The 12,435-nt window shown below is 62.3% G+C and carries 19 protein-coding genes; all 19 read right to left on the reverse strand.

Translation table 11 applies throughout. The annotated features are described in order from the left end of the window. Nucleotides 1-2: 2 nt before the first annotated feature. Complete coding sequence (rplE, locus tag AX703_RS10590) at nucleotides 3-584, reverse strand: 50S ribosomal protein L5 (RefSeq protein WP_039334350.1); 582 nt, start codon at nucleotides 582-584, stop codon at nucleotides 3-5. Then, the gene (gene rplX / locus AX703_RS10595) at nucleotides 577-894 is read right to left on the reverse strand and encodes a 50S ribosomal protein L24 (protein ID WP_039334352.1); all 318 of its coding nucleotides are present in this window, start codon (nucleotides 892-894) and stop codon (nucleotides 577-579) included. Before rplX ends, rplE begins: the two co-directional genes overlap by 8 nt. Next, the gene (gene rplN, locus AX703_RS10600) at nucleotides 894-1,262 is read right to left on the reverse strand and encodes a 50S ribosomal protein L14 (RefSeq protein ID WP_039334354.1); all 369 of its coding nucleotides are present in this window, start codon (nucleotides 1,260-1,262) and stop codon (nucleotides 894-896) included. The genes rplX and rplN overlap by 1 nt, the downstream gene beginning before the upstream one ends. A 117-nt stretch (nucleotides 1,263-1,379) precedes the next feature. Further along, a complete protein-coding gene (rpsQ, locus tag AX703_RS10605) occupies nucleotides 1,380-1,649 on the reverse strand; it encodes a 30S ribosomal protein S17 (protein WP_039334356.1) in 270 nt (89 codons plus the stop codon). A 10-nt stretch (nucleotides 1,650-1,659) separates the two neighbouring features. Further along, the gene (gene rpmC, locus AX703_RS10610; RefSeq protein ID WP_039334358.1) at nucleotides 1,660-1,866 is read right to left on the reverse strand and encodes a 50S ribosomal protein L29; all 207 of its coding nucleotides are present in this window, start codon (nucleotides 1,864-1,866) and stop codon (nucleotides 1,660-1,662) included. An 11-nt stretch (nucleotides 1,867-1,877) separates the two neighbouring features. Beyond that, the gene (rplP, locus tag AX703_RS10615; RefSeq protein ID WP_039334360.1) at nucleotides 1,878-2,312 is read right to left on the reverse strand and encodes a 50S ribosomal protein L16; all 435 of its coding nucleotides are present in this window, start codon (nucleotides 2,310-2,312) and stop codon (nucleotides 1,878-1,880) included. 22 nt (nucleotides 2,313-2,334) lie between these two features. Next, nucleotides 2,335-3,030 carry a 30S ribosomal protein S3 gene (gene rpsC, locus AX703_RS10620; RefSeq protein WP_039334362.1) on the reverse strand — a complete coding sequence of 232 codons (696 nt, stop codon included), beginning with the start codon at nucleotides 3,028-3,030 and terminating at the stop codon, nucleotides 2,335-2,337. A 2-nt stretch (nucleotides 3,031-3,032) separates the two neighbouring features. Then, complete coding sequence (rplV, locus tag AX703_RS10625) at nucleotides 3,033-3,410, reverse strand: 50S ribosomal protein L22 (RefSeq protein WP_039334363.1); 378 nt, start codon at nucleotides 3,408-3,410, stop codon at nucleotides 3,033-3,035. After that, entirely contained in the window at nucleotides 3,410-3,688 is a 279-nt protein-coding gene (rpsS, locus tag AX703_RS10630; protein ID WP_039334365.1) for a 30S ribosomal protein S19, read from the reverse strand. The genes rplV and rpsS overlap by 1 nt, the downstream gene beginning before the upstream one ends. Before the next feature lie 6 nt (nucleotides 3,689-3,694). Continuing rightward, on the reverse strand, nucleotides 3,695-4,531 hold the full coding sequence (gene rplB, locus AX703_RS10635; RefSeq protein ID WP_039334367.1) for a 50S ribosomal protein L2: 837 nt from the start codon (nucleotides 4,529-4,531) through the stop codon (nucleotides 3,695-3,697). Between the two features lie 9 nt (nucleotides 4,532-4,540). Further along, nucleotides 4,541-4,843 (reverse strand): 50S ribosomal protein L23, encoded by a 303-nt coding sequence (locus AX703_RS10640; RefSeq protein ID WP_039334368.1) that lies wholly within the window; start codon nucleotides 4,841-4,843, stop codon nucleotides 4,541-4,543. Further along, complete coding sequence (gene rplD, locus AX703_RS10645) at nucleotides 4,836-5,459, reverse strand: 50S ribosomal protein L4 (protein WP_039334370.1); 624 nt, start codon at nucleotides 5,457-5,459, stop codon at nucleotides 4,836-4,838. Before rplD ends, AX703_RS10640 begins: the two co-directional genes overlap by 8 nt. Before the next feature lie 3 nt (nucleotides 5,460-5,462). Beyond that, entirely contained in the window at nucleotides 5,463-6,218 is a 756-nt protein-coding gene (rplC, locus tag AX703_RS10650) for a 50S ribosomal protein L3 (protein WP_062343946.1), read from the reverse strand. Nucleotides 6,219-6,543: 325 nt separating this feature from the next. After that, nucleotides 6,544-6,855, reverse strand: a complete 312-nt coding sequence (rpsJ, locus tag AX703_RS10655) for a 30S ribosomal protein S10 (RefSeq protein ID WP_039334374.1) — start codon at nucleotides 6,853-6,855, stop codon at nucleotides 6,544-6,546. Nucleotides 6,856-6,998: 143 nt separating this feature from the next. Continuing rightward, nucleotides 6,999-8,189 (reverse strand): elongation factor Tu, encoded by a 1,191-nt coding sequence (tuf, locus tag AX703_RS10660; protein WP_039334376.1) that lies wholly within the window; start codon nucleotides 8,187-8,189, stop codon nucleotides 6,999-7,001. A 92-nt stretch (nucleotides 8,190-8,281) separates the two neighbouring features. Beyond that, nucleotides 8,282-10,354, reverse strand: coding sequence for an elongation factor G (gene fusA / locus AX703_RS10665; protein WP_039334378.1), 2,073 nt, complete (start codon nucleotides 10,352-10,354; stop codon nucleotides 8,282-8,284). Nucleotides 10,355-10,450: 96 nt separating this feature from the next. Then, nucleotides 10,451-10,921 (reverse strand): 30S ribosomal protein S7, encoded by a 471-nt coding sequence (rpsG, locus tag AX703_RS10670; protein WP_039334380.1) that lies wholly within the window; start codon nucleotides 10,919-10,921, stop codon nucleotides 10,451-10,453. 141 nt (nucleotides 10,922-11,062) lie between these two features. Continuing rightward, nucleotides 11,063-11,434: a 30S ribosomal protein S12 gene (rpsL, locus tag AX703_RS10675; RefSeq protein WP_011444902.1), complete on the reverse strand. Its 372-nt coding sequence runs from the start codon at nucleotides 11,432-11,434 to the stop codon at nucleotides 11,063-11,065. Nucleotides 11,435-11,728: 294 nt separating this feature from the next. Then, nucleotides 11,729-12,435 (reverse strand): type II restriction endonuclease (locus AX703_RS10680; protein WP_231735486.1); only part of this gene is annotated, 707 nt, incomplete at its 5' end.

Raw genomic sequence — 12,435 nt, forward strand, 5'->3', positions numbered from 1 at the left:
GATCACGCGGCCTGCTGCTCTTCAGCAGCTTCCTGCGGGAACGGGAAACCGAACAGGCGAAGCAGCTCGCGGGCTTCCTCGTCCGTCTTCGCGGTCGTGGTGACGATGATGTCCATGCCACGCACCTTCTCGATCTGGTCGTAGCTGATCTCGGGGAAGATGATCTGCTCTTTCAGACCCATCGCGTAGTTGCCGCGACCATCGAACGACTTCGGGTTCAGACCACGGAAGTCGCGGATGCGGGGCATTGCGATGGTGATGAGGCGGTCGAGGAATTCGTACATGCGTTCGCGGCGCAGGGTGACCTTGCAACCGATCGGCATGCCTTCACGCAGCTTGAACTGCGCGATCGACTTCTTCGCCTTGGTGATGACAGGCTTCTGACCGGCGATCAGCTCCATCTCGGCAGCTGCGGTCGTGACCTTCTTCTTGTCCTGGCTCGCTTCGCCCACACCCATGTTGAGCGTGATCTTTTCGATGCGCGGGATCTCGAGCGCGTTCTTGTAGCCGAACTTGGCCTGCATCGCAGCTGCGATTTCGGCGTCGTACTTGCCCTTCAGACGCGGAGTGTACTTGTCAGCCATCGATGGCCTCCCCGGACTTGACGGCCACACGGACCTTCTTGCCGTCCTTGGTCTCGAAGCGGACGCGGGTGGGCTTGCCATCCTTGTCGGCGACCGAAACCTTGGAGATGTGCAGCGGAGCCTCGAAGCGGTCGATGCCGCCCTGGGGGTTCTGCTGGCTCGGCTTGCGGTGACGGGCAGCGATGTTCACGCCCTGCACGACGACCTTCTCATCCTTCGGAAGGACCTGGAGAACGGTGCCGGTGCGGCCCTTGTCCTTGCCCGAACGGACGACGACGGTGTCGCCCTTCCTGATCTTCGCGGCAGCCATTACAGCACCTCCGGAGCGAGCGAGATGATCTTCATGAAGCCCTTGCCGCGGAGTTCGCGAACCACGGGGCCGAAGATACGCGTGCCGATAGGCTCTTCGTTCTTGCCGACCAGAACGGCGGCATTGCTGTCGAAGCGGATGACCGAACCGTCGGTGCGACGGACGTCCTTCTTCGTGCGAACGATGACGGCGCGGTGCACGTCGCCCTTCTTAACGCGGGCGCGCGGCTGCGCTTCCTTGACCGACACCACGATGATGTCGCCGACGCTTGCGAACCGACGCTTCGAGCCACCCAGCACCTTGATGCACTGGACGCGCTTTGCGCCGCTGTTGTCCGCCACGTCGAGATTGGATTGCATCTGGATCATTGATCCGGTTCCTTCTCACTGGCTTGCCGGAACCAGTCCGGCAGTTCCAAAACAGTAGCCGGGGCCGCTACACGACTTGAGCCGCGAAGCAACCCCAAACTTTGGCTGACGACCTTATCAGACGTCCGCTTCGATCGCGGTGCCCTTGCCGGCCTGGACGCGGTCGATGACCTTCCACGTCTTCAGCTTCGAGATCGGCGCAGTCTCTTCGATGCGAACGGTCTCGCCGGTCTTGAAGGCATTCGCCTCGTCGTGGGCGTGATACTTCTTCGAGCGACGGATGATCTTCCCGTAGAGCGGGTGCTTCACCTTGCGCTCGACCTTCACGACCACGGTCTTGTCGGTCTTGTCGGACACCACGGTGCCGATCAGAATACGCTTGGGCATATTGGCTTCCTTACGCCTGGGCCGACTGAGAACGCTCAGTCTGCAGCGTCTTGATGCGCGCGATGTCGCGACGGACTTCCTTGATGCGCGCGGGGCGCTCAAGCTGGTTCGTCGCGCCCTGGAAACGCAGGTTGAACTGCTCGCGCTTGAGCTCGGCGAGTTCAGCGTTCAGCTGGTCGTCGCTCTTGGCGCGAAGGTCTTCGATCTTGGCCATCATTCGACTCCCAATCACTCGCCACCAAGGTGCGAAGTGTCACCCAGGCGGGCAACCACCTTCGTCTTGATCGGCAGCTTCATCGCGGCGCGGCTGAATGCCTCGGCCGCGAGCGGGCCGGGGACGCCGTCCAGTTCGAACAGGATGCGACCCGGCTTCACGCGGGCTGCCCAGTATTCGATCGAGCCCTTGCCCTTGCCCTGGCGGACTTCGGCGGGCTTCTTCGAAACCGGCACGTCCGGGAACACGCGGATCCACAGACGGCCCTGACGGCGGATGTGGCGCGTGATCGCACGACGGGCCGCTTCGATCTGGCGAGCGGTGACGCGCTCCGGCTCAAGGGCCTTGAGGCCGTAGGAGCCGAAGTTCAGGTCCGTACCACCCTTGGCAACGCCGTGGATGCGGCCCTTGAAGGCCTTACGGAACTTGGTCTTCTTCGGTTGCAACATGGTGCTTCTCTACCCTCTAGGCTCAGCGTGCCGGACGGACGCCGGAAGTCTGGGCTTCCATCATCAGTCGGTCCTGCGCCATCGGATCATGACCGAGGATCTCACCCTTGAAGATCCAGGTCTTGATGCCGATCACGCCATAGGCGGTGTGGGCTTCGGCTTCCGCGTAGTCGATGTTCGCGCGCAGCGTGTGCAGCGGAACGCGACCTTCGCGGTACCATTCGACGCGGGCGATTTCCGCACCGCCGAGACGACCGCCGCAGGTGATCTTGATGCCTTCGGCACCAAGACGCAGGGCGGACTGCACGGCGCGCTTCATCGCACGACGGAAGGCAACGCGGCGGACCAGCTGGTCGGCAACGCCCTGAGCGACGAGCTTGCTGTCGATTTCCGGCTTGCGGATCTCGACGATGTTCAGCTTCACGTCGCTGCCGGTCATCGTGGCAAGCTTCGAGCGAAGCTTCTCGATGTCGGCGCCCTTCTTGCCGATGATGACGCCCGGACGAGCGGCATAGATCGATACGCGGCACAGCTTGGCCGGACGCTCGATCACCACCTTCGAAATCGCTGCTTGCGGCAGGTTCGTGACGATGAACTTGCGGATCTCAAGGTCTTCCTTGAGCATCTGCGCATAGTTGCGACCTTCCGCGTACCAGCGGCTGTCCCAGGTGCGGTTGATCTGCAGGCGCAGACCGATGGGGTTCGATTTATGACCCATGATCAGGCCTCCTCAACTTCGCGGACCACGATCCGCAGCCGCGAGAACGGCTTGAGGATGCGGGTCGACTTGCCGCGACCACGGGTGTGGAAGCGCTTCATCGTGATCGACTTGCCGACCGAGGCTTCCGCCACGACCAGAGCGTCGACGTCGAGGTTGTGGTTGTTTTCCGCATTGGCGATCGCCGAAGCGAGAACCTTGCGGGCGTCAACAGCCATGGCCTTCTTCGAGAACGCGAGGATGTTCATCGCGTCTTCGGCCTTGTGACCGCGGATCAGCGCAGCAACGAGGTTCAACTTCTGGGCCGAACCACGGATCTGCGTGCCGACCGACAGCGCTTCCTTGTCGCCAACGCGACGGGGTGCCTTAGGCTTGCTCATCAGCGCTTGCCCTTCTTGTCAGCGGCGTGACCCGGGAAAGTGCGCGTGGGTGCGAACTCGCCGAGCTTGTGGCCGACCATCTCTTCCGAGACGGAAACCGGGATGAACTTGTGCCCGTTGTAGACGTTGAACGTCAGGCCAACGAACTGCGGAATGATGGTCGAACGACGCGACCAGGTCTTGATGGCGCCAGCGCGCGATCCTGCATCGTGAGCGGCTTCCGCCTTCTTCAGCAGATGCAGGTCGACGAAGGGGCCCTTCCAGACGGAACGTGCCATGTGGTCTTACCTCTTCTTCTTCGCGTGGCGCGAACGGATGATCATCTTGTCCGTCGACTTGTTGTGACGGGTGCGGGCGCCCTTGGTCGGCTTGCCCCACGGAGTCACAGGATGACGGCCACCCGAAGTACGGCCTTCACCACCACCGTGCGGGTGGTCGACCGGGTTCTTGGCAACGCCGCGGGTCAGCGGACGCTTGCCCAGCCAGCGATTGCGACCGGCCTTGGCAAGGTTCGTGTTGGCGTTGTCGGGGTTCGACACGGCACCGACGGTGCCCATGCAGTCACCACGCAGGTAGCGCTGCTCGCCCGAGTTCAGGCGAACGATGACCATGCCGCGGTCACGACCGACGAGCTGGACATAGGTGCCTGCCGAACGTGCGATCTGCGCGCCCTTGCCCGGCTTCATCTCCACGTTGTGGATGATGGTGCCGACCGGCATCTGCGACAGCAGCATGGCATTGCCAGGCTTCACGTCGGTCTTCTCTCCGGCGACAACGGTATCGCCAACGGCGAGACGCTGCGGAGCGATGATGTAGGTCTGCTCGCCGTCCTCATACTTGATGAGAGCGATGAACGCCGTGCGGTTCGGGTCATATTCCAGACGCTCGACGGTAGCCGGCATGTCCCACTTGCGACGCTTGAAGTCAATGTAGCGGTACTTCTGCTTGTGACCACCGGCGATGCCACGCGAGGTGACATGGCCCTTGTTGTTGCGGCCGCCGGTCTTCGACTTGCCTTCTGTCAGCGCCTTGACCGGCTTGCCCTTCCACAGCGACGACTTGTCGACGAGGATCAGGCCGCGCCGGGCGGGGCTGGTCGGATTGTAGCTCTTGAGTGCCATGGTCTAGCCTCAGATCCCGCTGGTGACGTCGATCGACTGGCCAGCAGCCAGGGTCACGACAGCCTTCTTGACGTCGGAGCGCTTGTAGGGCTTGCCCTTCCAGCGCTTGGTCTTGCCCTTCTGGGTCAGGGTGTTCACCTTGGTGACCTTGACGTTGAACAGGGCTTCGACCGCTGCCTTGATCTCCGGCTTGGTCGCCTTTTCGGCAACCTTGAAGACCACGGCGTTGTTTTCGCTGAGCAGCGTCGCCTTTTCCGTGATGTGGGGTGCCACGATCACGTCATAGTGACGCGTGTCGATTGCGTTAGCCATTGAAACGCGCCTCCAGCTTTTCGACAGCAGAGCGCGTCAGCACCAGCGTGTCATGCTTCAGGATGTCGTAGACGTTGGCGCCGATGGCAGGCAGCACGTTCACGCCGACGATGTTGCGGGCGGCCTTGGCGAAGTTGTCGTTCACGGCGTCACCGTCGATCACGAGAACCTTCTTGCCCCAGTTGGCCTTCGACAGCTGGCCGACGAGAGCCTTGGTCTTGGCGTCGATGTCGAGCGAGTCGACCACGACGAGACCAGCCTTGGCCTTCGACGAGAGAGCCATCTTGAGACCGAGCGCACGGACCTTCTTGTTCAGCGAGATGTTGAACTCGCGGACACGCGGACCGTGAGCCTTGCCACCGCCGATGAATATCGGCGCCTTGCGGTCACCGTGACGAGCCGTACCGCCGCCCTTCTGGCGACCGAACTTCTTGCCGGTGCGGGCAACGTCCGAACGCTCGCGCGCCTTGCGGGCAATGCCGCGACGGTTTTCGAGCTGCCAGGTGACGACGCGGTGCAGGATGTCGGCGCGCGGTTCGAGACCGAACACGTCGTCCGACAGTTCCACTTCGCCCTTGCCTGCGGTGCCGTCGAGATTGAGGACCTGAACCTTCACGACTTAGCCCTCCTGACCTTCGGTGGCTTCGACAGCCGCAACTTCTGCGGGAGTGTCGGCAGCTGCCGAGTCATTGCTGTTTGCGGCCTGCTTGAGGCCTGCGGGATAGGGCGCTTCAGCGTGGCGCGAGACCTTCACGGCGTCGCGCACGAGGAGCCAGGCGTTCTTCGAACCGGGCACCGAGCCCTTCACGAAGATCAGGCCACGCTCGTCGTCGGTGCGGACGACTTCGAGGTTCTGCTGGGTGCGCTGACGGTCGCCCATGTGACCGGCCATCTTCTTGTTCTTGAAGACGCGGCCCGGGTCCTGGCGATTACCGGTCGAACCGTGTGCACGGTGCGAGATCGAGACACCGTGGGTGGCGCGCATACCGCCGAAGCCCCAACGCTTCATCGCGCCCTGGAAGCCCTTGCCCTGGGTGTTGCCGGTGATGTCGACATACTGGCCAGGGACGAAGTGCGAAGCGGCGATGGTCGAGCCGACATCGAGCAGCGCATCTTCAGCGACGCGGAACTCGGCGACTTCCATCTTCAGCGGAACCTCTGCCTTGGCAAAGTGTTCGCGCTGCGGCTTGGCAACGTTCTTCTGCTTGGCTTCGCCTGCACCGAGCTGAACCGCGACGTAACCGTCACGGTCTTCAGTGCGAACCGAAACCACCTGGCAATTTTCAAGCGCCAGGACAGTGACCGGCACGTGCCGACCATCTTCCTGGAAAAGGCGGGTCATCCCCACCTTCTTCGCGATCACGCCGGTGCGCATGATCCATACTCCATAACAGAGGCATGCCGGGCCCATCCCGACATGCGTGTTCAGCCCGTATGTGAAGCGCGCCCCCGACCGGGCTGAATGCCCCCGCCTGAACGGGAGCAATCGGGGGACGCTTGCCCGGCATGGTCCAAAAGGACGGTGCCGGAGGTATCCCATTGTCAACGAGGCTTTTGTTACCCCGGAAACTCTGGCCTTTCACCGGACCTCAGTCCTGGCGAAAGTCTGGACCGGAACGTGTCCGGCCAGAAACCTTGGGCCGATGCGGACGACCCGGCCGGAGCGGACACTGCCGTGGCAGCTCGCTCGATCAGCGGCCTCAGGCCAGCTTGATCTCGACGTTGACGCCGGCCGCGAGGTCCAGCTTCATCAGCGCGTCGACAGTGGCCGCATTGGGCTGCACGATGTCGAGCAGGCGCTTGTAGGTGCGAACTTCGAACTGCTCACGCGACTTCTTGTCGATGTGAGGACCGCGGTTCACGGTGAACTTCTCGATGCGCGTCGGGAGCGGAATGGGGCCCCGGATCAGCGCGCCGGTGCGGCGGGCGGTATCTGCAATTTCTCCAGTGGCCTGGTCGAGCACACGATGATCAAAGGCCTTGAGGCGAATGCGGATATTCTGGGCGTCCATGTCCGTTTACCGATGCGAAAGAGCAAAACAAAAAAGCCAGTCGACCTGCCCTCTACCCCACCCCTTTTACGAAGCTCGGGGAGAGCGGGCCGACTGTCCAATAGCGATCAGTCAGTAAGAAACCGACCGGCGGGAAGCCTATATTACTTCGTGATCTTGCTGACAACCCCCGAACCGACGGTGCGGCCGCCTTCGCGAATTGCGAAGCGGAGACCTTCGTCCATGGCGATCGGAGCGATCAGCTTGACCGACAGCGTGACGTTGTCGCCAGGCATGACCATCTCGGTGCCCTCGGGGAGGATCACTTCGCCGGTCACGTCGGTGGTGCGGAAGTAGAACTGCGGGCGGTAGTTGGCGAAGAACGGCGTGTGACGGCCACCTTCGTCCTTCGACAGCACGTAGACCTCGGCCGAGAACTCGGTGTGCGGCTTGACCGAACCGGGCTTGCAGAGGACCTGGCCGCGCTCGACGTCTTCACGCTTCACGCCGCGAACCAGTGCACCGATGTTGTCGCCGGCTTCACCCTGGTCGAGCAGCTTGCGGAACATTTCGACGCCGGTGACGGTGGTCTTGGTGGTGTCCTTGAGGCCGACGATCTCGACTTCCTCACCAACCTTGACGATACCGGTTTCGACGCGGCCGGTCACAACCGTACCACGACCCGAGATCGAGAACACGTCTTCGACCGGCATCAGGAACGGCTTGTCGGTCGGACGCGGCGGCTGCGGGATGTAGCTGTCGACAGCTTCCATCAGCGCGTTGATCGAATCGCGACCGATGTTGTCGTCGCGGCCTTCGAGAGCGGCCAGAGCCGAACCCTTGACGATCGGAATATCGTCGCCCGGGAAGTCGTACGACGACAGCAGTTCGCGAACTTCGAGTTCGACGAGCTCGAGGATTTCCTCGTCGTCGACCTGGTCGACCTTGTTCATGTACACGACCAGAGCCGGCACGCCGACCTGACGGGCGAGCAGGATGTGTTCGCGGGTCTGCGGCATCGGGCCGTCAGCAGCGTTCACGACCAGGATCGCGCCGTCCATCTGGGCGGCACCGGTGATCATGTTCTTGACGTAGTCGGCGTGACCCGGGCAGTCGACGTGCGCGTAGTGACGGTTGGCGGTCTCGTACTCGACGTGTGCGGTCGAGATGGTGATGCCGCGCTCGCGCTCTTCCGGAGCCTTGTCGATGTTCGCGTAGTCGGTGAACGTTGCGCCACCGGTCTCAGCGAGAACCTTGGTGATGGCAGCGGTCAGCGTGGTCTTGCCGTGGTCGACGTGACCGATGGTGCCGATATTGCAGTGCGGCTTGGTCCGCTCAAACTTAGCCTTGGCCATTGTTCAAACCTTCTTTTCGTATGTGTGCAGATACTGCGGGAAATGGACGGCACCCGCTGAATCGAGCGCCGCCCCTAATGCTATCCGTGCTCTTATGCAAGCTTCGCCTTGAGCTCGGTCGCGACGTTCGCCGGGACCTCGTCGTAGTGGTCGAAGAACATCGAGTAGTTTGCACGGCCCTGGGTGAACGAGCGCAGCTGGTTCACGTAGCCGAACATGTTCGCCAGCGGGACCATGGCGGTAACAGCCTGGGCGTTGCCGCGGCTGTCGGTGCCCTGGATCTGGCCACGACGCGAGTTGATGTCGCCGATCACGTCACCGAGGTATTCCTCAGGCGTGATCACCTCGACCTTCATGATCGGCTCGAGCAGCTTGATGCCGGCCTTCTGGGCGGCTTCGCGCATGGCACCGCGGGCGCAGATTTCGAAGGCCAGGGCCGACGAGTCGACGTCGTGGTACGCGCCGTCATAAAGCAGGACTTCGAAGTCGATGATCGGGAAGCCGATCAGCGAGCCCGTCAGCGCGGTTTCGCGGAAGCCCTTTTCGATCGCGGGGATATATTCCTTGGGAATGTTACCGCCCTTGATCTCGTCCTTGAAGACGAAGCCCGAACCACGCTCGCCCGGCGTCACCTTGACCTTGACGCGACCGAACTGGCCGGTGCCGCCCGACTGCTTCTTGTGGGTGTGGTCAAGATCGACCGGCTTGGCGAGGTATTCGCGATAGGCCACCTGCGGCGCACCGACGTTCGCCTCGACCTTGAACTCGCGCTTCATGCGGTCGACAAGGATTTCGAGGTGAAGTTCGCCCATCCCCTTGATGATCGTCTGGCCCGATTCGTGATCGGTCGAAACGCGGAACGAAGGGTCCTCAGCCGAGAGACGGTTGAGCGCGATGCCCATCTTCTCCTGGTCGGCCTTGGTCTTGGGTTCCACCGAGAGCTCGATGACCGGCTCGGGGAATTCCATGCGCTCGAGGATGATCGGGTGCTTTTCCGAGCAGAGCGTATCGCCCGTGGTCGTCTCCTTCAGGCCCGCGATGGCAACGATGTCGCCGGCGTAGGCCGCATCGATGTCTTCACGGTTGTTGGAGTGCATCAGCAGCATGCGGCCGACCTTCTCCTTCTTGTCCTTCACCGAGTTCAGGTAGCTGCCCTTGGTCAGCGTGCCCGAATAGATGCGGGTGAAGGTCAGGGAGCCGACGAACGGGTCGTTCATGATCTTGAACGCCAGCGCCGAGAACGGCGCGTCGTCCGCGGTCGGACGGCTGTCGGGCTCTTCGGTGTCGGGGTTGATGCCCTGCACGTCCTCGATGTCGAGCGGCGAAGGCAGGTAGTCCACCACCGCGTCGAGCAGGCACTGAACGCCCTTGTTCTTGAACGCCGAGCCGCACAGCACCGGCACGAAGGCCTGGCCGAGCGTACCCTTGCGGATCAGCTTCTTGAGCGTAGCCACGTCGGGCTCGTTGCCCTCGAGGTACGCTTCCATCGCCTCGTCGTCCTGCTCGACGGCGAGTTCGACGAGCTGCGAACGATACAGCGCGGCTTCATCGGCCATGTCGGCCGGGATTTCCTCGTAGAAGAACTCGGCGCCGAGCGATTCATCCTTCCAGATGATCGCGCGCTGTTCGACAAGATCGACGAGGCCCTTGAAATCGCTTTCCGCGCCGATGGGCAGGTACAACACCGCCGGCGTAGCACCAAGGCGGTCGATGATCGTCTGGACGCAGTACTTGAAGTTCGCGCCGGTGCGGTCGAGCTTGTTGATGAAGCACATGCGGGGGACGTTGTACTTGTCGGCCTGGCGCCAGACGGTTTCCGACTGGGGTTCCACGCCGGCGACGCCGTCGAAGGCGGCCACGGCACCGTCGAGCACGCGCAGCGAGCGTTCGACTTCGATCGTGAAGTCGACGTGGCCGGGGGTGTCGATGATGTTCAGGCGGTGGTCCTGCCAGAAGCAGGTGGTGGCGGCCGACGTGATCGTGATGCCGCGCTCCTGCTCCTGCTCCATCCAGTCCATGGTAGCGGCGCCGTCATGGACTTCGCCGATCTTGTAGGACTTGCCGGTGTAGTAGAGGATGCGCTCGGTCGTCGTCGTCTTGCCGGCGTCGATGTGCGCCATGATGCCGAAATTGCGATAGCGCTCGAGCGGATGGCTGCGTGCCATGGTGCTATTCCTTGGGTCTATGGGGGAGCCGGAGAGGCTCCGCCCATATGGTTACGGATGTGACCGTTTAAAGACGGCCGCAATTACCGCCAGCAATTACCAGCGGTAGTGGCTGAACGCGCGGTTGGCGTCGGCCATGCGGTGGGTGTCTTCACGCTTCTTGACGGCGTTGCCACGGTTGTTGGCAGCATCAAGCAGCTCGGCCGAGAGGCGCGCGGCCATCGTGGTCTCGCTGCGGTTGCGCGCAGCCGTGATCAGCCAGCGGATGGCGAGGGCCTGGGCACGCTCGGGGCGAACCTCGACCGGGACCTGGTAGGTCGCACCACCGACGCGGCGCGAGCGCACTTCGATCTGCGGACGGACGTTGTTCAGCGCATCGTGGAAGAGCTGGACCGGGTCCGCCTTCGCACGGGTCTGCATGGTTTCGAGCGCACCATAGACGATGCTTTCGGCAACCGACTTCTTACCATCGAGCATGAGGTTGTTCATGAACTTCGACAGAACCTGATCACCGAACTTCGGGTCGGGCAGGATGACCCGCTTTTCCGGACGACGACGACGTGACATATCTTGTACTCCTTCGGAGTGAGCCTTCCGCATCCGCGGCAGGCTCTCGGCTCCGGCCCGCTCCCCCTCCCGGCCACCCATAGCCTACCCAAGGGTGGGTAGCCGGGAGGGGGAGCGGTCCTGCGCCGGACCTTGGCCTAATTACTTCGGACGCTTGGCGCCGTACTTCGAGCGGGACTGCTTGCGGTCCTTGACGCCCTGCGTATCGAGCACGCCGCGCAGGACGTGGTAGCGAACGCCGGGAAGGTCGCGAACGCGGCCGCCGCGGATGAGCACGACCGAGTGCTCCTGCAGGTTGTGGCCTTCACCCGGGATGTACGAAATGACTTCGCGGCTGTTGGTCAGGCGGATCTTGGCGACCTTGCGGAGAGCCGAGTTCGGCTTCTTCGGGGTGGTCGTGTAGACGCGGGTGCAGACGCCGCGCTTCTGCGGGTTCTGCTCCATCGCAGGGACCTTGGACTTGGCCTTCTGCGGTTCGCGGCCCTTGCGGACCAGCTGATTGATAGTGGGCATGTGAAAACTTCACCTGTAGTTCTGGCGCTTCGGCCGAAGGTGAAGGATGCGGGCACCGCAAATGCGCAGACCGGGAAGGTGGCCGAGCCTAAGCCCTTGGGCCACTCCCCCAAACGCAATCACGAACCGAAACGCTCCACCCGCAACTTTCGTCACCGGGTTACTTTGACGGATTACCTGGAAACCCCAGACGCACCGGCAATGTTCAGCTCAAGCCATAGGCACAGCGAGGCCGCACCTGTGGAAGGACGCGCCCTTAGGCGGGTTTGGGGGTGGGGTCAAGGGATTCGCAGTTCAGCCCGAACTGCCGTCTCGCTTGAGTTCTGCAATGAAGCCTGTGAGGGTTTGAAGATGTGGCCTGACTGCCTTGGGAAGCTTGCCGACCAGTCCGGACGGCACAACGAGTTGCACCCCCGCCCTGACCATCTCGGCAAACTGTGGTTCCGAAACACCTTCCTGCAGCGTGAGAAGATGCTTGCGCGGGATACTGTCGGCCTCGTTGAGTATCTGGCGCCAGCGATCGCGGCATGTCGTCTTTACGGCAAGCATTCGAAGACGGTCGGCGGGGAAAGACTGATCTTTGTATGCCGCTTGCGAGGGAAACAGAAAGTCCGGCTTCTTGCCGGGATCCGATTCCGGTTGATGCGTGAAGTCGGTGCCTTCAACCATCCGCTCTTCGAGGAAAATTTCACGGGCGTGGAGTTCGAGAGAATGCCCCGGACGCGCCTTTCGACGCTGCAAGATGGTCTGTGCGCGCGAAATGAAGCTTTCGATGTCTGCAAAGCCTCGCTCGATGTTGGGCATTTCAACCGCCTGTTCAACACTGCGAAAAAGCTCGTACTCACATTCTCGGCGCGCAATCAGACGACGATCCGGATCAAGAATGCGCCGCTGCCGCAGTTCATAGACTTCCTTACGATCTCCGCGCCCGTAGGGAAGCGACGTAGTCGTCCGTGAACAAAGCGAAGTTCGTTTCGGTGCCGGGTAGACCGGGTCTGTCA

The organism is Novosphingobium sp. CCH12-A3 (genome assembly GCF_001556015.1).
GTDB lineage: Bacteria > Pseudomonadota > Alphaproteobacteria > Sphingomonadales > Sphingomonadaceae > Novosphingobium > Novosphingobium subterraneum.